We start from the raw sequence: 19,348 nt of genomic DNA, 5'->3' as shown, positions 1-19,348 counted from the left end.
GCCCGCCGGTGCAGCCCCGACCGAGGGCCGCACCCGAAGCCGGGGCCCCAAAGTACCGGGATGCCGTCAGCGCCGGATGCCGGCCCAGTCGTGGTGCCGCCGCACGGTGGAGAGGATGAAGTCGACGACCCGACGTGAGGTGTCCGGCACCTGGTAGTCCACCGGACACGGCACCCCGGCCACCGCCACCTGCTCGACCGCGACCGCGACCGCCTCCCGTACGCCGTCGGGCTCCAACCCGGTCATGAGGATGCCGCCGGCGTCGAGCGCCTCCGGACGCTCGATCGACTCCCGCAGGGTGACCGCCGGGAAGCCGAGGATCGCGGCCTCCTCACTGATCGTCCCGCTGTCCGACAGGGTGCATCGCGCCTGCGACTGCAGACGTACGTAGTCGAAGAGGCCGAACGGCTCGTGGAAGGCGATCCCCTCCAGGGTGCCGGCGTCGACGGCGAACGCCTCCAGCCGCTTGCGGGTACGCGGATGCGTGGAGACCAGCACCGGCAGCCGCCAGACGTCCCGGACCGTACGCAGGCAGTCGAGCAGCCGACCGAGCCGGGCCGGGTCGTCGACGTTCTCCTCACGGTGCGCACTGACCACGAAGTACCCGCCCGGCTCCAGTTCGAGCTGCCGCAGGATGGTCGAGGCGTTGATGTCCGGCCGGTAGTGGTCCAGCACCTCCCGCATCGGCGAGCCGGTGTGCAGGATCCGGCGCGGGTGCAGGCCCTCGGCGAGCAGGTTGCGCCGGGCGTGTTCGGTGTAGACGAGGTTGAAGTCGGCGACGTGGTCGACCAACCGCCGGTTGGTCTCCTCCGGCACGTTCAGGTCGAAGCACCGGTTGCCCGCCTCCATGTGGTAGACCGGCACCCGCATCCGGCGGGCCATCAGCGCGGCGATGCAGCTGTTGGTGTCGCCGAGCACCAGCAGTGCGTCCGGGCGCAGCTCGGTGATCGCCTGTTCGACGCCGGTCAGGACACCGCCGAGCACCCGGCCCAGCGACGAGGTGTCGACCCGCAGGTAGCGGTCGGGTTCCCGGAGCCGTAGTTCGGTGAAGAAGACGTCGGAGAGGGCCCGGTCCCAGTTCTGTCCGGTGTGTACGAGCAGGTGTTCCACCGTACGGTCCAACCGGTCCAGCACCCGGGACAACCGGATGATCTCCGGCCGGGTGCCGACCACCGTCATCACCCGGGTCATTCCGCCTCCTCGCTCCACTCGGTGCCGTCATGACCGACCCCGCACCACCCACTGACCTCGCTCCACTCGGTCACCCCGCCTCCTCGCTCCGCTCGGTGCCGTCATGACCGACCCCGCGCCCACCACTGACCTCGCTCCACTCGGTCACCAGTTCCCTCCACTGCGCGTCGGTACGGCGGACTTGGTCAGCATGTCCTCGATCTGGTCGGCGCCGACCCGCAGCGACATCCGGTCCTGGTAGACCTCCTGGGCCCGCCGTCCGAGCTCGGCGCGGGTCGCCGGGGAGAGGACCGCCGCCTCGGCGAACCGGGCGGCGAGCGCCGCCGGGTCCTCCGGTGGGCAGGTCAGCCCGACCCGGGTCGCCTCCACCAGCCGGGCCGCGTCGCCGCCGGCCGAGACGATGACCGGTCGGCCGCAGGCGAGCGCGGCCTGGAGTTTGGAGGGCACGGTGCCGCGCAGGCCGGGCAGGTCCCGCAGGCAGACCAGCTGGTAGTCGGCGGCGGCGTAGAGTTCGGCCATCTGCTCGGGCGCCCGCCGACCGAGGAACCGGACGTTGTCGGCGCCGAGTTGGGTGGCGAGCCGGCGGGCGTGCTCCTCCTCCGTACCGGAGCCGACCAGCACCAGGTCGATCCGGTCGCCGACGGCGGCGGCAGCCCGGACGGCGGTCTCGATCCGCTGGAACGGCCCGATGTTGCCGGCGAACATCACGGTGCAGCGGCCCCGGTGTCCGAGGGCGGCCCGGGCGGTCTCCAGCACCGGCGCCGGCCGGAACAGCCGTTCGTCGGTCCAGTTGAGCACCACCCGGACCCGGTCCGGGTCGGCGCCCCGGGCCACCACCAGTTCTGCCATCGACGGGGCGATGACGGCGATCGCGGCGGCGCCCCGGTAGAGGCCGCGCATGGTGGCGGCGAGGGTACGGTCGACGACCCGACCGACCCGACCGGTCGGGCTCATGTCCGAGGCGGTCACCGACTCCGGCCACATGTCCTGGACGTGCAGCACGATCGGGGTACGCCGGAGCAGTCGGGTCAGCGCCGCGGCGGCGAACGCGGTGGCGGGCGGGTGGTAGACGTAGACCGCGTCGACGTCGGCGAGGTGGCGCACCGAGGCGAGCGAGCTGGTGGCCGCGAAGGAGAGGAAGTTGGCGACCCGGCCGACCGCCGACGAGTCGTGGCTCGGATAGACCGGCACCCGGCGTACGGTCAGTCCACCGTCGCCGCTGGTGTCGTTCCAGCGCTGCCGGTGGCCGGGATAGATCCGCCCGCCGGGATAGTTCGGGAAGGTGGTCAGCACCCGTACCTCGTGTCCCCGGGCGGCGAGTTCCCGGGCGAGTTCGCCGGAGACGAAGGCGGGCTCCGGCGGGTACCACTGGGTGACGAACCCGATCCTCATCCGCCGACCACCGCCGAGGCGGTGGGCCGCGACCCGGCCGGCGGGTTCGCCGTCTCCGGTTCCGCTGTGCTGAGGCCGCCGACCCGCTCCGGGTAGGTGTCCGGTCGGGCCGGGTCGAAGAGTTCGTTGGCCCAGAAGAGGGTGAGCAGTTCGCCGTCGCCGATGTTGGTGATCCGGTGCGCCCACATCGTCGGCATGTCGACCAGCACCGGCTCGTCGCCACTGACCGTGAACCGGACCACCTCGGCGTCGCCGACCCGCCGGAGTGCGATCTCGGCCCGACCCCGCAGCACCACGAACCGTTCGACCTTCGCCAGGTGGAAGTGTTCGCCCCGGGTGACTCCCGGCCGGCTGGTGGAGACGAAGGTCTGCCCGCCACCGCCGTACGACCGGACCGTCTCGACCAGTTCCCCCCGGTGGTCGGCGTGCCGGGTCAACGGCACCGGGTAGTGCCCGGGAAAACAGTGCGACCGGTAGGTGTTGAACAGTCGTACGTCGTGTCGGCCCAGCAGTGGCGGCAGTTCACCGGACCGGTACGCGGACGCGGCGGCGCCGAGCCGTTCGGCGAGGGCGCGTACCCCGATCCGCAGGGCGGGCATGGTCGGATCCCAGGCACCGCCCTCGGGTACGCCGAGCAGCCGGGCGGCGGCGTCGAGGGCGTGCACCAGTTCCAGGTCGCGATCCTGGTGGATCTCCGGCAGTTGGCCGTCGGCGAGCAGCCGGCAGAAGGTGGCGACCACCGAGTTGTAGAACGGCCGCCCGTGCTCGCCGTACAGGTTGGGGAGCCGGACGTCCTCGAAGCGCCCGGTGACGGCGGAGGCCAGGGTGGCGGCGGCGGCCGCCTTGGAGTCGCCGTACGGGGTGCCGTTGCCGGCCTGGACCGAGTTGGCGAAGCCGACGGTCGGCGGTGGTGCCGCGCATCGGCGCAGGCCCCGGGCGAGCGCGGCGGCGACCTCGACGTTGCCGGCCGCCACGTCGGCCGGGTCGCCCCGGTTGACGCCGGCCAGGTGCAGCAGGCGGTCGCTGCCGTGGAGCGCGGCGGCGACGGCCGCCGGGTCGGCCAGGTCGGCCCGGGTCAGCCGGATCGGCTCGGGCCAGCCGAGCGCGCGGACCAGCACCCGGACGTGCCAGCCGAGGAAACCCCCGGCCCCGGTGAGCGCGACCTTCACGGCGTCAGCGCCAGCTCTCGGGCGGCCAGCTCGGCCCGGATCTCCGGCAGCGTCCGCAGCAGCTCCATGATCTCCGGTACGTCGAGCCGGGGCGCGTTGGCGGAGTTGAAGTCCTCGCCGAGCGGGATCGTCGGGTCGCCCTCGGTGACGTAGCTGGCGTAGTTCAGGTCGCGCGCGTCGATCGGAACCCGGAAGAAGTCACCGAAGTCGTCCGCCTTGGCGAGTTCCTCCCGGCTGGCCAGGGTCTCGTCGAGCTTCTCCCCGTGCCGTATGCCGATCAGGTCGAGTTTGCCGGGCACGTCGAAGAGCTGGCAGAGGGCCAGGGCCAGGTCGCCGATGGTGCAGGCGGCAGCCTTGCGGATGAAGATGTCGCCGGGTCGGGCGTGTGCGAAGGCGTGCTCCACCAGTTCGACCGACTCGGTCAGCGACATCAGGAACCGGGTCATCCCCGGGTTGGTCACGGTCGGCGCGCGACCGGCCTTGATCTGTTCGACGAAGAGCGGGATCACCGAGCCGCGCGAGTAGAGGACGTTGCCGTAGCGGACGCCGGAGACGACGGTGCGGCCGGACCGGTTGTGTCGGGCGTGCGCCTGGGCGACCTTCTCCATCAGCGCCTTGGTCAGCCCCATCGCGTTGACCGGCTGGACCGCCTTGTCGGTGCTGAGCACCACGACCGAGGCGACCCCGTTGCGCTCGGCGGCCTCGATGACGTTGGCGCTGCCCAGCACGTTGGTCCGGACCGCCTCCAGCGGGAAGAACTCGCAGGACGGCACCTGCTTGAGCGCGGCGGCGTGGAAGACGAAGTCGACGTCCCGGGTGGCCCGCAGCACGCTGTCGTAGTCCCGGACGTCACCGACGTGGTAGCGGACCCGGTCGTCGCCGAGCTGGTGCCGCATCAGGTCCTGTTTGGCCTCGTCGCGGCTGAGTACCCGTACCTCGCCGACGTTGCGGGCGAGCAGCCGACGCACCATGGTCTGTCCGAAGGACCCGGTACCGCCGGTGATCAGCACCCGGCGTCCGGCAGGCAGGATGGGCACGGGCGCTCCTGTTCGTTGGCTGGTGGACGACAGGTTCACCGGTGGACGACGGACAGACGGCGGGAACCACCGACCGCGCCCGATCCCGGCGCGGACCGACCGTGTCTTCGCACAGGTCGGCCGCGTTCTGTCTGGTGTGACATCAGCGTCAACGACAACAGGCCCGTCAGGTCACGCCTTGACCTGCTATGTGCGGCATAACTCTCTGTTCCGCTAGAAGAGTTGAAAAATCCACCAAAGCGCGACGGGGTCTGATAGAACACTCCACGTCAGGAACCGGTCACGCCTTGGAGGCACTCACGTGGACGCTGCCCCGCGTACGGCGAGCCCGCCCGTCCGCCGCTCCCCCGGGGACGTACCCGAGGCGGAGCCCGTCCGGTGAGCCGGATCCTGCTCTCGCCCCCGGACATCGGGCCGCTCGAGGAGTCGTACCTGATCCGGGCCCTGCGTTCGGGATGGGTCGCGCCGGCCGGCCCGGAACTCGACGCTTTCGAGGCCGAGATGGCGGCCCGGGTCGGCACCGCCGAGGCGGTCGCGGTGAGTTCCGGCACCGCCGCCCTGCACCTGGCGCTGCTCGCCCTCGGTGTCGGCCCCGGCCAGACGGTCCTGGTCCCCACCCTGACCTTCGTGGCCACCGCCAACGCGGTCGTCTACACCGGCGCGGAGCCGGTCTTCGTCGACTGCGACCCGGCCACCGGCAATGTCGACGTCGACCTCGTCGAGGAACTCCTGACCGAACTGCGCCGGGAGGGGCGTGCCGTCGGGGCGGTTGTCCCGGTGGACATGTTCGGCGCCTGCGTCGACTACCAGCGGCTGCTGCCGGTCTGCGCGGCGGCCGGCGTTCCGGTCGTCGAGGACGCCGCCGAGGCGCTCGGCGCGGCCCACCGGGGCCGGGCGGCGGGCTCGTTCGGCCGGGTCGGGGTCCTCTCCTTCAACGGCAACAAGATCATGACCACCTCGGGTGGCGGCATGCTGGTCACCGACGACACCGCGTTGGCCGCCCGCTGCCGCTACCTCTCCACCCAGGCCCGGCAGCCGGTCGCACACTACGAACACACCGACGTCGGCTACAACTACCGGCTCAGCAACCTGCTCGCCGCCCTCGGCCGGGCCCAGCTGCGCCGGCTGGACGGGATGATCGACCGTCGCCGCCGGCTCCGCGAACGGTACGCGAAACTCTTCGCCGCCACCCCCGGCGTGCACCTGCTCGCCGACGGCGACCCGGGCGCGAACTGCTGGCTCACCACCATCGTCGTCGACCCCGGACAGGCCGGCTGGCAGGCCGCTGAACTGGCCCGGCACCTCGCCGAGCAGGAGATCGAGACCCGGCCGGTGTGGAAGCCGATGCACCTGCAGCCGGTCTTCGCCGACGCCCGGTCCCGGCTCACCGGCGCCGCGCAGCGACTCTTCGCGGACGGGCTCAACCTGCCCAGCGGCTCCGGGCTGACCGAGGCGCAGAACACCCGGGTGATGAGCGCGGTCGCGCAGTTCCTGGAGAGCCGACGGTGACGGTCGGCCTCGCCGTCCGGGACGGCGGCCCGGAAACCACCGCGCTCGACCTGCCGTACCCGGACGTGTACTTCACCCCCGGGTACGGCGCGGCCGCCGCGGTACCGGAGCGCGGCGAGTGGCGACTCGCGCACCGCGACGGCGATATCCTGGTCCCGTACGTCGTCCGTCGACTCGACGACGGCGCCTCGGACGCGGTCAGCCCGTACGGCTACTCCGGTCTGCACGTCCGGGCCGGCCGGCACGGCACGGACCTGGCCCGGTTCTGGGCCGACGCGGTCGACGCCTGGCGGGACCAGGGCCTGGTCACCCTCTTCCTGCGGTTCTCCCCACTCGACCTGACCTCGGTGCAACGCACCCACGAACTGCCCGGAGTCCGGCTGACCCGGCTCGCCGACACCATCACCGTGCCGGTGGACCGGGGTCCGGCGGCGGTCTGGGCGGCGATGGAGGGCCGGTCCCGGACCGCCGTGCGCAAGGCCCGCAACACCGGGCAGACCGTGACCCTGCGGCCCGCGACCGCCGCGGACGTCGCGCCCGGGTCGCCCTTCCGGCAGCGGTACGCGGAGACGATGGCCCGGGTCGGCGGCGCCCCCGGCTACCTCTTCCCCGACGAGTACTACCGGCGGCTGGTCGACGGGGTCGGCCCGGACCTGCACCTGGTGCAGGTCAACGACGCGGCCGGCACGGTGGTGGCCAGCGCCCTGCTGTTCCGGCACCGGCAACGGGTGCACTACCACCTCGCCGGGTCGGACCCGCGCGGCGCCCGGGACGGAGCCAACAACCTGCTGCTGTGGACGGTGCTGGAGTGGGCGGCGGAAACCGGCTGCCTGCTGGTGCACCTCGGGGGCGGGGTACGCCCCGACGACAACCTCTTCCAGTTCAAGCGCTCGTTCGGCGGCACCCGTACGCCCTTCTGGGTCGGTGCCGTCGTGGTGGATCCGGACCGCTACGCCGCCCTGACGGCCGAACGGGCCCGGGAACTCCACCGCGCTGTCGAGGACCTCGAGTCGTCGGGATTCTTCCCGGCGTACCGGATCGGAGGGGACCGCCCGTGACCGCCGTACGTGTCAAACGGCTGCTGGACGTGGTGCTGGCGAGCCTGCTGCTGCTGGTCCTCGGCCCACTGATGGGGGTCGTCGCACTGGCCATCCTGGTCACGTCCGGTCGGCCGGTGCTGTTCCAGCAGCTCCGTCCCGGCCGGTACGGTGTGCCGTTCGCGTTGACCAAGTTCCGCACCATGCGGGACCCACTGCCGGGTGAGGAGATCTGGACCACCGACGAGGTCCGCTCCACCCGGATCGGCCGGTTCCTCCGCCGGACCAGTCTCGACGAGCTGCCGGAGCTGGTGCACGTGCTGACCGGACGGATGAGCCTGGTCGGCCCCCGGCCGCTGCTGATGGAGTACCTGCCCCGGTACACCAGCCACCACGCCCGGCGGCACGAGGTACGTCCGGGTATCACCGGCCTCGCCCAGACCAGCGGCCGGCGCTCGCTCACCCTCGGCCAGCGCCTCGACCTCGACGTCCGGTACGTCGACAGCTGGTCGCTCTGGCTCGACGCCCGGATCCTGGTCCGTACCCTGGTCGAACCGTTCCGGCGCGGTGAGATCCGGGGCCAGAGCCTGCACGAGGTCGACGACGTCCAGCTGCTCACCCCGGTCCTGGAGCGGGTCGAGTGAGCACTGTGGACAACCTGACGGACGGGCCGGTCGGTGCTCCGGACAGCGCGGCCCGGACCGGAACGGCACGCGGTCGGCTCCGCTCCGGCTCCGGTCAGGCCGGTGGCCGCACCGGTCGGGGCGGCCTCGCTGCGGACCGCTGGGAGGTCGGGTCGGCGTTCCCGCTCGGGCTGCCGACCGGCGGCGGCTGGGCCGGGCCGGCGGAGGAGTTCCGACTCTACGGCTCGGGTCGGCAGGCGCTCGTCGCACTGCTGGAGTTCGGCCGCCGCGAGCACGGCTGGACCGCCGTCCACCTGCCGGAGTACTACTGCCCCGAGGTCGCCGACGACGTCGCGGCGGTGCTTCCGGTCCACCGCTACGACGCCGGGCCGGCCGGGGTCGGAAATCCACCCCGGGTCGGCGTCGACGAGGTGCTGGTCCTGGTCTCGTACTTCGGCACCCCGCCGGTCCGGCCGCCCACCCCGACCCCGGCAGCCGGTCCGACGGTGGTCGTCGACGCGACCCACGACCCGCTGGCACCCTGGCTGCCACACCTCGGCGCGGACTACGCCTTCGCCTCGCTGCGCAAGACCCTGCCGCTACCCGACGGTGGGATGCTCTGGTCCACCGTCGGCGCTCCGTTGCCGCCGCCTCCGGCACCGTCGGACGGGCAACGGCTGGCCGCCGGCACGATCCTGTCGGCGATGTGCCTCAAGACCGCGTACCTGGGCGGCGCCGGGCTGGCCAAGGAGCCGTACCTGGCCGGCTACGCCGACGGGGAACGACGGCTGCGGTCGGCCGGGGTGAGCGCCGTCTCGGACCTTTCCGCCCAGCTGCTCCACGCGCTGCCGGTCGACGAGCTACGGGTACGCCGGATCACCAACGCCGCGGTACTGGCCGACCGGCTGGCCACGCTGCCCGGGCTCACCGCGCGGGCGTACCCGTTCGGGGTGGTCCTGGAGTGCGACTCGCACCGGCGTCGGGAGGAGCTGCGCCGGGCGCTGATCGCCCGGGCCGTTTATCCGGCGGTGCTCTGGACGCTGCGTCCCGGCGAGTCCGGCACCCGGCACCTGGACTACTCCGCACGCATGCTCATGCTGCACACCGACGCCCGGTGGACCGAGCGGGACATGGCGCGGGTCGGCACGCTGGTACGTCAGGTCGTCCGGCAGGAAGCCCCGCCGGCCCGCACGACCACGGCCCCGCCGGCCCGCACCACGACGGCTCTGTTGGCGACGCCACCCGCGACACCAATCGGGACGGCCGCCCCGGTGGCCGGCACCGTGGCGGTGCCGCCGCTCCCCCGTCCGACCTCCGGGCGCCTCCGCCACCGGTCGGACGGCAACAACCTGCCACCGAAGGGTGCGCCATGCTGACCGGGCGACTCGTCGGCCTACGACCGATGCGGGCCGACGACCTGGATTTCCTGGCCGAGCTGGCCAACACCACAGCGGTCCGTACCCACGTGGTGGGGTGGGACTGGCCCGTCGCCCCCGACGCGCAACGGGAGTGGTTCCCACACGCGCTGCGGGACCCGCGCAACCGTCGGCTGACCGTGACCGAGGCGTCGACGGACCGGCCGGTCGGCCTGACCGGCCTCTGGGACGTCGACTGGCACAACCGGTCGGCCCTCACCGCCGTCAAGCTGATGCCCGGACTGGCGCCGAAGGGAGCGGGCAGCGACTCGATAAAGCTGGTCATGGCGTGGTCGTTCCACGAGGTGGGCCTGCGCCGGCTGCACAGCACCATCCTCGACTTCAACGCCGCCAGCCTCGGCGCGTACGTCCGCAAGTGCGGTTGGCGGGTCGAGGGCCGGGACCGGGAGGCCGTGTTCCGGCACGGCGCCTGGCACGACCTGGTCCGGGTCGCGGTCCTCGCCCCGGAGTTCGACGCGCTGCCCGACGCCGCCGAGTACGTCGAACGGGTCTGCGGCCCCCGCCCGACCGCGCAGCCGGCGGACCGTTCGGCGTCGGACCGCCCGGTGGCGGGCCTGCCCAGCCAGCCGGACACACCACGTCCACTGCGGCCCACCCGACTGTCGAGCGTGCCCACCCCGGCGTCCAACGGTCGACGGGAGGCCGGCCGATGACCGCCGCCGTGCACGTCGTCGCGGTGAACTACTTCGGTGCCACCGCGCTGGACGGCTACCTCCGCTCGCTGCTGGCCCAGGACTGCACCAACTGGCGGATGACGGTGGTGGACAACAGCGACGACACCCACGAGCTGACAAAACTCCACGAGGTGACCCGGGACCACCCGCGGGTGTCGGTCCGGGCCGCCCCCGGCAACCTCGGCTACTTCGGCGGCGCCCGCTGGCTGCTCGACCAGACTCCGGAGACCGCCATCTGGACGGTCGTTTCCAACGTGGACGTGCGACTGGCGGATCCGACGTTCCTCACCCGGCTGCTGACGCTGGACGGTCGTACCCCGGTGGTGGCACCGTCGGTGGTCGGCGTTCCCGCCGGCCGGGAGCAGAATCCCCACCTGACCACCCGGCCCACGGTCCGCCAGATGCGGCGGTTGCGCACCAAGCTGGCCCACCCGCTCACCGCGCAGGCCTCCCTGCTCGCCGACCGGGTACGGACCCGGGTCCGCCCCCGGAGGTCGCCCGGTACGTCGGACCGGGCGAGCCACGCCCGGCTCATCTACGCCCCGCACGGTTCGTTCATCGCCCTGCACCAGCGGTACTTCACGGCCGGTGGAAGCCTGCGCCACCGCCCCTTCCTCTTCGGTGAGGAGATCACGGTGGCCGAGCACTGCCACCGCCTAGGCCTGCCGGTGCTCTTCGAACCTGCCCTCCGGGTCACCCACGTCGAACACCAGGCGACCGGGCTGCTCCGCAGCTGGCGGGTGCTGCGGGCGCAGGTCGAGGCGGCCCGCTACTGCCACGACATCATCGCGGCGGCCGACCGGACCGGCGCCGCCAAGGGACCAGACATGGATTGGACCAGAGATGAAACAACTGCTCCGTGACGCCCGTACCGCCGCCCTGGTCCGCACCCACCAGGGGCGCGGGCCGGCGAGCGGGATCCCGCTGCCGCCCCGGCCGTTCCGGATGGGCGGCAAGCACTTCCAGGACGACCGCGACTTCGTCGCCGGCGCGCTCGCGGACACCGACCGGCTCGTCACCCTCGCCGGGCTGGACAACCGGTCGACGCTGCTCGACTGGGGTTGCGGCGCCGGACGGCTGGCCATCGGCATCGCCGAACGACTCGGTCGGATCGACCGGTACCACGGTGTCGACGTACAGCGCCATCTCATCGAGTGGGCCGGTCGGCACATCGGCCGCCGTCCCGGCTACGACTTCACCTTCGTCAACACCCGTAACGAGCGGTACAACGCCGCAGGGACCAGTGACACCCGGCTGCCGGCGGCCGACGACAGCTACGACGTGATCTACGCGTACTCGGTCTACTCGCACATGCGGACCGCCGACGTGCGGGCGTACCTCGGGGAGTTCCGGCGGACGCTGCGGCCGGACGGGCTCGCCTTCTTCACCGCGTTCGTGGAGAAGGACGTCGACCGGGAGGCGGTCGACCCGGCCGGGTACGGCCCGCTCTCCTGGTCGGGGCAACTGCACTGTGTCCGCTACGACCTGGAGTTCTTCGACTCCCTGCTCGACGAGGCCGGGCTCGCGGTCCGGGACTTCACGCACGGCACCGAGACCGACGGCCAGTCGATGTACCTGGTGGGACGGAGCGCTTGACACATCTCGCCCGTTCCGGACGGCGAACCGGCCGGAACCGCGAGGCACGTCGTGGGCCGGCCCGGACCCCGACCCTGGTACGTCGGGCCGTACTGTCGCTGACCCGGGAACGTTCCCTGGAACTGGCGATCCTGCTCGGCCCCGCCCTGCTGATCGTCACCAGCGTCCTCATCGCCCGCTGTGTCGGCCCGACCGGCCGGGGCCACCTCGTCATCCTGACCACCTGGGCGCAGGTGATGGGCTGGACGGGCGGGCTCTCCATCGACAAGGCGCTGCTGGCCCGCCGCGCCGGGGCCGGCCGCGCCACACTCTCCGACGGGGCCGCCGGCGGGCTGCCGTCCGACAGAGTCCCCGGCGGGCTGCCGTCCGACAGAGTCCCCGGCGAACCCACGGGCGGCGGTCGGCTCGTACTGGTCGGGCTCGGCACCATGCTCTCCGCCGGCGGGGTCGCCGCGGTGCTGTCGATCGCGGTCGCACACTCGCTGCTCGACGGCTGGTTGTTCCTGGTCGGAATGCCGGTCGCGGTACTCGGTACGGTCACCTTCGACGTCCGGGCCACTCTCCTGCTGCTCGCCGGACGCTGGCAGCGGTACGCGGTGCTCCGGCTCACCCAGCCCGTCGCCTACCTCTGCGGCGTGGCCGTGGTCGTTCTGCTCGCCACCTGGCGGCCGGCCCTCGCCGTCCCCGGTTTCATCGTGGCGTTCTGCGCGAGCCTGTGGCTGCCGACCCTCCTCGTCGGTGGACTCCTCCGGCGCGGCCGCTCCGCCGTTCCCCGTCCCCGGCGGACCGCCGCGGATCGGAGCCGACCGTGGCCACTGTTCCGCTTCGCCCTGACGTACCACGTGGGCAGTGTTCTCTACCTGCTCGGCAGCCGCGTCGACCTGCTGCTGATGCCGATCTACTTCACCGCCGGCGAGATCGGCAGCTATGCCGTGGCGGCGTCGGCCGGACAACTCGTCGGTCTGCTCGGCTCGGCAAACCTGCTGCGCGGTCTCACCGGCCGGCGCCCGGCCGCCGCCGGACCCGACCGGGCCGGGCTCGCGCTCGCCCTGACCATCACCGCCGGGGTGGCGCTCAGCGTCGGCTGGCTGCTCCCACTGGCGTACGGCGGCGCGTTCGTCGGCGCCGTGCCGTTGGCCCGGATCCTCTGTCTGCGCGGTTTCCTGGTCTACCTCACCCAGGGCCTGATCGGCCGGCTGACCGCTTCGGGGCTGGCCTGGGCCAACGCCACCGTCAACCTGACCGGGGTACTGGTCTTCCTCGCCCTGTTCCCCTTCGCCACCACGTTGACCGGTTACGTACTCGCCGCCGTCACCTCCTCGGCTGCCGCGTGGTTGTACGCATGGTGGCTCAGCCGCCGGCACCGACGGCCCACGGCTGCTCCGGCCGTACCTGACGGATCCGCCGGCACCGGCCCGTACGTGTCCGCACCGGCCCGCGACGACGCACCCGCCACAAGCCACCGAACGGACCGCCCGCCGTGGCGACCCGGACCGGCGTGATCGGTGGGCCGGGCCGCCCCGGCCGGTGCCGTGATCTCACCCGGACCGACCCGCGCAGCAGAGGTGGAGAACCGACGATGGTGGAGGCACGACACGCCCACAGCGGACCTGCCCCGTTCCCGACGCTGCCGGCGCCCCTGCCGGCCGTCGGGAGTCGGGTCGGCTCCCGACGCCGGTTCGGCGGGAACCGCCTCGCATACGGGGTGGCGGCACTGGCCACCGTGGGGGTGTTCGGGCCGTACACCTCGCAGGCCGGGATCCGTACCGAGCAGATCGTGGTCTACTCGCTGCTGCTGGCCGGTCTGCTCTCCGGCCGCCGCCTACGGGTGACCGCGGTCGGTGCCCTGCTGGTGGCGCTCCTGGTCGTCGAGTTGCTGATCGCCGTCGTCGGCGGTTCCGCCCCGACCCGGGTCCTCACCAGCGTCGAGTCGGGCAGCGTCCTGGCCGGGCTGGACAATCTCCTGTTGCCGCTCGCCGCGCTGGCCCTGGCGCTGATGTTGGCGAGTTCGGGCGCTGACCTCCGGCGCCTGCTCCGGACCGTGTGCACGGTGCTGATCGTCGCGATGTGCCTCAACACGATCCTGTGCGGCATCTCCCTGCAGTACAACATCACCCCGCTGCTCGAGGTCTTCTGGGAGAACAACACGGCCGGGGAGAGCGTCGCGGCGCGGGCGGCCCAGATGGGCCGGCTCACCGGCATCTTCAACCAACCGGCCGAGGGTGGTGCGCTGTACTCGCTCGCCCTGCTCGCGGCGATCTACCGCTACCGGGACAGCAGGTTCGCCTTCGTGGTGACCACGACGCTGCTGACGATCGGCGGTATCCTCAGCGTTTCGAAGATCTTCCTGATGATCGGACTGCCGATCGCACTCTGGCAACTGGTCCGGTCGTTCGGCATCGTCGGCGCCCGGCTGTGGGCGCTCCCGTCGGCCCTGGTGCTGGTCATGGTCGCCGGCCAGTACGGCCTGCTGCCGCCCTGGATCGGCATCGACTACCTCACCCGACTGTTGCGGCCGACCGGGGGCGGATCCGACCTGGTGGGTTTCTACACCGCGGGCCGGCTCGGGGAGGCACCGACCCTGCGCTACGTGTGGGAGATCGTGCTCGACGCGTCACCGTGGTTCGGGCTCGGCGCGGGCGGGGTCGCGGCAGCCTACGACAATGGTTGGGTGGAGGCGCTGGCGATCGCCGGCCTCGTCGGGGTGCTCATCTACACCGCGGTACTCGGTTGTCTGGTCGCCGCCTGGCTCACCCGGCGGTCGGCACTGGACCGCCCCACCTCCCGCCTCGCCAGCGGTCTGATCATCGTCCTGCTCGGCGCGTCCCTCGGGCTGCCGGTCCTGACCGCGAACCGGGTGGCCACCATCGCCTGGCTCCTGATCGGCCTGCTGCTACTCACCCCCACCACCCTGCAACCCCCGACCGGCCGGGGACGCGGCGGTTCGGGGCGCACCGGCCCGACCCGGCGGGGCGGGTGAGGGTGCGGGCGCGTGGTCAGGCACGTGCTTCAGTCACGGGCGCGGACGGACTCAGTCACGGGCGGGCTCACCCACGGGTGGTAGGCGGGTTCAGTCGCGGGTGAGCGCGGAGTCGGCCTCGGCCGGGGCGGTCGGCGCCGGGATCCCGGCCGTGGGAAGCCGTAGCAGCCACCGGAAGTAGTCGTTCCGGTCGAACGCCGCCGGGTCGGCCGTGACCGGCTGGTCCAAACCGTCGAGCGCGGCGACCAGACTGTCCGGCTCCTCCGGTCGGTACGGCAGCAGCGCACCGCCGGCCACCTCACGGCTCTGCTCGCTCGCCGGCGACAACACCGGTACGCCGTACGCCCGGGCCTCGGCGAGCGGATAACCGAACGCCTCCAGGATGGACGGGTAGAACACGCCGGTCGCCGTACGCCACAGTCGACCCAGTTCGTGGTGCGCGACGATGCCGATCGGATCGAGCATCGGATGCCCGGCCAACGGGGCGGGCAGGTCGGCCGGACGCGCGGTCACCGTCACCCGGAGCCGACGCCCCGCCCGGTCCAGCGCCGCGAGCAGCGCGGCGAGCTGCGGGGTCAGGTTCTTGTACGGCCCCGGCACGACGGGGACCAGGATGAACGGATCGGCGCCGGGGATCCGGGGGCCGACCGGGGTCACCGGATGGGGGCGGACCACGATCCGGTCCCGCACCCCCGGCACGTACCGGACCACCCGGTCCCCCATCGCGGCACACGGGACGACGACCAGATCCGCCCGGGACAGCAGCCGCCGGACGACCGGAATCTGCACCCGGAACGCCCGTGGCATCCGGGACAGCAGGTGCGCCTCGGCGGGGTACAGGAAGTGCAGCGCGTTGCGCAGCAGCACCGTCCGGCTCGCACCGGCGACCGCGAACGAGACGTTGTTCGGCGCCACGACCAGCGTCGCCCGCCCGGCCAGTCGCTCCCGGCGGACCAACCAGCCGGGGGTGAGCTGCTGTCGCTGACCGATGACGCGTACGGATGACCCGTCGGAGTACGGCGTCGACGTGGCGGAGTCGAGGAAGGTGTCCAGTTCGGCCCGCCAGCGGGCCGCCCCGCCGGTGGCACCACCGGCGGAGTCGACGACCACCGGGCCGGGTCCGGTCACGACGTTTCCGGTCAGTGTCACAGCCTGTCTCGCATCCGGTCGGGGCGCCCACTTCCGGTCAGGGCACCCGCTTCAACGAGGAGATAGCCGCAAACGTCACGGGCGCGGCTATCCCGCACCAAAAATGTGAAACCAACCCCTTACCCCTCTGGAAGCGGATAGATGTGGGTTACCCGCCGGATAGCACCCCGCCATCGCGGCCAGGACCGCAGCCCCGACACCAGAGCAGGAGCCGCCATGCCGCTCAGCGCAGCCGCACCCGTCGACAACTCCGACAGTCAGTCCGGCCCTCGGTGGAAGGAGCCCGGACTGGGCAACGTGACGCTGCTGGCGAGCGACTCGGCTGCCTGGACGATCGGATTCGGGGCGGGCGCGTGGACCAGGTACGAGTTCGACCTCACGGTCGGCCAACTGGTCCAGGTGCTCGCCGTGGCGCTGATCGCCGCCGTCCTGCACGAGTCGGTCGCCGCGATGGGTCGCCGGGTCCTGGGTCGGCACCCGGTGGGCAGCCTGTCGGAGCTACGGGCGCTCGCCGCGACGGTGGCGATCAGCGCCGTGGTCGTGTTCCTGGCCGTGCTCGCCCAGGCGGAGCGGCCGGTGCCGGCGAGCACCCCACTGGTCGGCTCGGCCGTCGCCCTGCTGCTGATGCTCGCCGCGCGGGCGGCGTACCGGAACCAGATCGACCGGGCGTTACGGCCCCGGACCGACTCCGCCACCCCGGTGCTGCTCTTCGGACTCGGCTCGGCCGGCCAGGGCCTGCTCCGCGCCATGGTCAGCGACCCGCAGAGCCGCTACCTCCCGGTCGGGCTGCTCGACGACGATCCCGACAAGCGGCAGTTGCGGATCGACGGGGTCCGGATGCTCGGCGGTCGGGACGACATCGCCGCCGCGGTGACCCGGACCGGCGCCACGACCGTCATCTTCTCCGTCGCCAACGCGGACGCGGAACTGATCCGCACCGTCCGGGACGCCAGCCTGGCCGCCGGCGCCGAGTTCAAGGTGCTGCCCCCGGTACGCGAACTCGTCGACCACCGGATCAGCGTCGCCGACGTACGGGACGCGGAGATCGACGACCTGCTCGGTCGCCGGCAGGTCGTCTCCGCCCTGGTCACCGCCGACTCCGCACTGACCGGCCGACGGGTCCTGGTCACCGGTGCCGGTGGCTCCATCGGCTCCGAACTCTGCCGGCAGATCCTGCGTGCGGACCCTGGCGAACTGATGATGCTCGACCGCGACGAGTCCGCCCTGCACAGCCTGCAACTCTCGCTGAGCGGGCGGGCGCTGCTCGACGGACCGGAACTGATCCTGGCCGATCTCCGCGACGCGGAGGGCATCGCCCGGACCATTCGCAACCGCCGACCGGACATCATTTTCCACGCCGCTGCACTGAAACACCTCACCCTTCTGCAGCGCCATCCGGGAGAGGCGATCAAGACGAACGTGTGGGGAACACTGTCGGTTCTGAACGCGGCTCGCGACGTCGCCAGGTTCGTGAACATCTCTACCGACAAGGCGGCCAACCCGATCAGCGTCCTGGGCTATTCGAAACGGATCACCGAACGACTGACCGCACACACCGCCGCCAACTCCCCCGGCACCTTCCTCAGCGTACGGTTCGGCAACGTGCTGAGCAGCCGGGGATCGGTGGTGACCGCGTTCCGCGCACAGATCGACGCCGGCCTGCCGATCACCGTCACCCACCCGGACGTCACCCGCTACCTGATGAGCGTGCAGGAGGCGGTGCACCTGGTGCTGCAGGCGGCGGCGATCGGCGGGGACGGCGAGGCGCTGGTGCTCGACATGGGCGAGCCGGTACGCATCGACGACCTGGCCCGACAACTCGCGGCCCAGGCGCCCGGACCGGCCCGGATCGTCTACACCGGGCTGCGCCCGGGCGAGAAGTTGCACGAGGATCTGCTGGGTACGGGCGAGATCGACGTACGCCCGCTGCACCCGTTGATCTCCCACGTGTCGGTGCCGGCGCTGAACCCGTCCGAGGTCACCACGCTGGACCCGTACGACGAGCCGGAGAAGGTCACAGAACGACTCGCCTGGCTCTGCGGTCAGCCCGACCAGGGACCGCTGCCCGCGCCGTTGGTGCCGAACAGCCGCAGCGCCCGCCCGTCGTCATCCCAGCCGACCTGACCCGCCGGCCGTCTCTGCTGCGGGTCGGGGAAAACGGCTGGTCCGGGCCGGAAGAACGGCTGGCGGGTCGGGAAGCGGACAGCCGGCTGGCGAGTCGCGGAATGCCGTAGCAGGATCCCGGAGGAATTGTCGTCCGGGCATTGTCCGTCAAGCATCATCTGCCATTGATGAAACCCGACGGTGGCGCTCGACCCAACCGAATCATCACCCCGGAGCCGCGCTCCACGATCACCGTACGACAGTCGGCAAAATGTGAGCGGGATCCGCGAACAAACGTCGACCGGTACGTCACGGAATCTGCGACGGCCCACAACCCGTTCCCGATCTGGATCCCTGGAGAGGACACGTGACCGAAAAGCTCGGCCTGGTCGGCTTCGGATACTGGGGCACCAACCTCGCCCGGAACCTCGACAAGCTCGCACAGTCCCGCTGGCACTACCTCGTGGACTCCAGCCCGGAGCGACGACACACGGCGGCCGAACGCTACCCGCAGGTGACCGCCACCGACGACCTGGACCTGGTGCTCGACGACCCCGAGGTCGTCGCCCTGGTGATCGCCACCCCGGCGCCCAGCCACGCACCGCTGGCCCGCCGGGCCCTGGCCGCCGGCAAGCACGTCTTCGTGGAGAAACCGTTGGCGATGTCGCTCGCCGACGCGGTCGCCCTCGCCGAAGCGGCCGAGCGGGCCAACCTGGTGCTGATGGTCGGACACACCTTCGAGTACGTACCGGCGGTCGAACGGATGCGCGAGTACATCCGGTCCGGTGAGATCGGGGACGTCCTCTACCTGCACTCGCAGCGGCTCAACCTGGGACGGATCCAGAGTGACCTGCACACGTTCTGGTCGATCGGCCCGCACGACGTGTCGATCGCCAACCACCTGCTCGGCACCGACCCCCGGTGGGTCGCCGCCCAGGGTGGCCGCTACCTGCACGACGGTGTCGAGGACGTCATGTTCGTCACCGTCGGCTACCCCGGGGACATCGTCGCACACATGCACGTCAGCTGGCTCGACCCGGCGAAGACCCGGCGGACCACGGTCGTCGGCACCCGTCGGATGCTCGTCTACGACGACCTGAACCCGACCGCCCGGCTCACGATCTTCGACAAGGGCGCCGACCCGGTCGACCCGGACGGCACCGGCGTGCGGCACTACCGGCTCCGCGACGAGGCGGTGCACGTACCGGTGCTCGCCACGGCGGAGCCGCTCGCGCTGGAACTCGCGCACTTCCTCGACTGTGTCCGTACCGGCGCCCGGCCGAGGACCGACGGCTGGAACGGGGCCCGGGTGGTCGCCGTACTGGAGGCTGCCGACGCCTCGCTGCGGGCCGGCGGGGCGACGGTGACCGTACCCCGGATCGAGGTGCCGTCGGACGCCCGGCCCCGCCCCGGCGGCCCGTACCCCGACCTGGCCCCCGCCGCGTCCTGACC

16 protein-coding genes are annotated in these 19,348 nt (G+C 72.1%); 11 read left to right on the top strand and 5 right to left on the bottom strand.

Translation table 11 applies throughout. The annotated features are described in order from the left end of the window. Positions 1-66: 66 nt before the first annotated feature. From wecB to ABGB21_RS05470, 4 genes are all read right to left on the bottom strand, one after another. Positions 67-1,191, bottom strand: a complete 1,125-nt coding sequence (gene wecB / locus ABGB21_RS05485; protein WP_347653662.1) for a UDP-N-acetylglucosamine 2-epimerase (non-hydrolyzing) — start codon at positions 1,189-1,191, stop codon at positions 67-69. Positions 1,192-1,335: 144 nt separating this feature from the next. Continuing rightward, on the bottom strand, positions 1,336-2,583 hold the full coding sequence (locus tag ABGB21_RS05480) for a glycosyltransferase family 4 protein (RefSeq protein ID WP_347676591.1): 1,248 nt from the start codon (positions 2,581-2,583) through the stop codon (positions 1,336-1,338). After that, on the bottom strand, positions 2,580-3,752 hold the full coding sequence (locus ABGB21_RS05475) for an NAD-dependent epimerase/dehydratase family protein (RefSeq protein WP_347676589.1): 1,173 nt from the start codon (positions 3,750-3,752) through the stop codon (positions 2,580-2,582). The genes ABGB21_RS05480 and ABGB21_RS05475 overlap by 4 nt, the downstream gene beginning before the upstream one ends. Next, the gene (locus ABGB21_RS05470; RefSeq protein ID WP_347653659.1) at positions 3,749-4,789 is read right to left on the bottom strand and encodes a polysaccharide biosynthesis protein; all 1,041 of its coding nucleotides are present in this window, start codon (positions 4,787-4,789) and stop codon (positions 3,749-3,751) included. The genes ABGB21_RS05475 and ABGB21_RS05470 overlap by 4 nt, the downstream gene beginning before the upstream one ends. A 387-nt stretch (positions 4,790-5,176) precedes the next feature. Here ABGB21_RS05470 and ABGB21_RS05465 point away from each other — a divergent pair, with 387 nt between their 5' ends. The 9 genes from ABGB21_RS05465 (at position 5,177) to ABGB21_RS05425 (ending at position 14,644) form a co-directional block, all read left to right on the top strand. Then, entirely contained in the window at positions 5,177-6,298 is a 1,122-nt protein-coding gene (locus ABGB21_RS05465) for an aminotransferase class I/II-fold pyridoxal phosphate-dependent enzyme (protein WP_347676719.1), read from the top strand. Beyond that, positions 6,295-7,356, top strand: coding sequence for a GNAT family N-acetyltransferase (locus ABGB21_RS05460; protein ID WP_347676587.1), 1,062 nt, complete (start codon positions 6,295-6,297; stop codon positions 7,354-7,356). The genes ABGB21_RS05465 and ABGB21_RS05460 overlap by 4 nt, the downstream gene beginning before the upstream one ends. Beyond that, on the top strand, positions 7,353-7,979 hold the full coding sequence (locus ABGB21_RS05455; protein WP_347653657.1) for a sugar transferase: 627 nt from the start codon (positions 7,353-7,355) through the stop codon (positions 7,977-7,979). The genes ABGB21_RS05460 and ABGB21_RS05455 overlap by 4 nt, the downstream gene beginning before the upstream one ends. Further along, positions 7,976-9,334 carry a hypothetical protein gene (locus ABGB21_RS05450; protein WP_347676585.1) on the top strand — a complete coding sequence of 453 codons (1,359 nt, stop codon included), beginning with the start codon at positions 7,976-7,978 and terminating at the stop codon, positions 9,332-9,334. Before ABGB21_RS05455 ends, ABGB21_RS05450 begins: the two co-directional genes overlap by 4 nt. Further along, positions 9,328-10,047, top strand: a complete 720-nt coding sequence (locus tag ABGB21_RS05445) for a GNAT family protein (protein ID WP_347653655.1) — start codon at positions 9,328-9,330, stop codon at positions 10,045-10,047. The genes ABGB21_RS05450 and ABGB21_RS05445 overlap by 7 nt, the downstream gene beginning before the upstream one ends. Further along, positions 10,044-10,931: a glycosyltransferase gene (locus ABGB21_RS05440; protein WP_347676583.1), complete on the top strand. Its 888-nt coding sequence runs from the start codon at positions 10,044-10,046 to the stop codon at positions 10,929-10,931. The genes ABGB21_RS05445 and ABGB21_RS05440 overlap by 4 nt, the downstream gene beginning before the upstream one ends. Beyond that, on the top strand, positions 10,912-11,664 hold the full coding sequence (locus tag ABGB21_RS05435) for a class I SAM-dependent methyltransferase (protein ID WP_347653653.1): 753 nt from the start codon (positions 10,912-10,914) through the stop codon (positions 11,662-11,664). The genes ABGB21_RS05440 and ABGB21_RS05435 overlap by 20 nt, the downstream gene beginning before the upstream one ends. Next, the gene (locus tag ABGB21_RS05430; protein ID WP_347676581.1) at positions 11,661-13,166 is read left to right on the top strand and encodes a hypothetical protein; all 1,506 of its coding nucleotides are present in this window, start codon (positions 11,661-11,663) and stop codon (positions 13,164-13,166) included. The genes ABGB21_RS05435 and ABGB21_RS05430 overlap by 4 nt, the downstream gene beginning before the upstream one ends. 77 nt (positions 13,167-13,243) lie before the next feature. Next, positions 13,244-14,644, top strand: a complete 1,401-nt coding sequence (locus tag ABGB21_RS05425) for a hypothetical protein (RefSeq protein WP_347653651.1) — start codon at positions 13,244-13,246, stop codon at positions 14,642-14,644. Positions 14,645-14,734: 90 nt separating this feature from the next. Here the strand turns inward: ABGB21_RS05425 and ABGB21_RS05420 are convergent, their stop codons facing one another. Next, positions 14,735-15,772, bottom strand: coding sequence for a hypothetical protein (locus ABGB21_RS05420; RefSeq protein ID WP_347676579.1), 1,038 nt, complete (start codon positions 15,770-15,772; stop codon positions 14,735-14,737). A gap of 237 nt (positions 15,773-16,009) precedes the next feature. On the opposite strand from ABGB21_RS05420, the gene ABGB21_RS05415 reads away from it, so the two are divergent. Together ABGB21_RS05415 and ABGB21_RS05410 are read left to right on the top strand one after the other, a co-directional pair. Further along, the gene (locus ABGB21_RS05415) at positions 16,010-17,917 is read left to right on the top strand and encodes a polysaccharide biosynthesis protein (RefSeq protein WP_347653649.1); all 1,908 of its coding nucleotides are present in this window, start codon (positions 16,010-16,012) and stop codon (positions 17,915-17,917) included. A gap of 346 nt (positions 17,918-18,263) precedes the next feature. Further along, complete coding sequence (locus ABGB21_RS05410) at positions 18,264-19,346, top strand: Gfo/Idh/MocA family oxidoreductase (protein ID WP_347653648.1); 1,083 nt, start codon at positions 18,264-18,266, stop codon at positions 19,344-19,346. Positions 19,347-19,348 lie beyond the last annotated feature (2 nt).

This window comes from Plantactinospora sp. B24E8, from assembly GCF_039871735.1.
In the GTDB taxonomy this organism is placed as follows: domain Bacteria; phylum Actinomycetota; class Actinomycetes; order Mycobacteriales; family Micromonosporaceae; genus Plantactinospora.
Note: the sequence above shows the minus strand (reverse complement) of the source record. Positions and strands in the feature narration are given on the sequence as shown.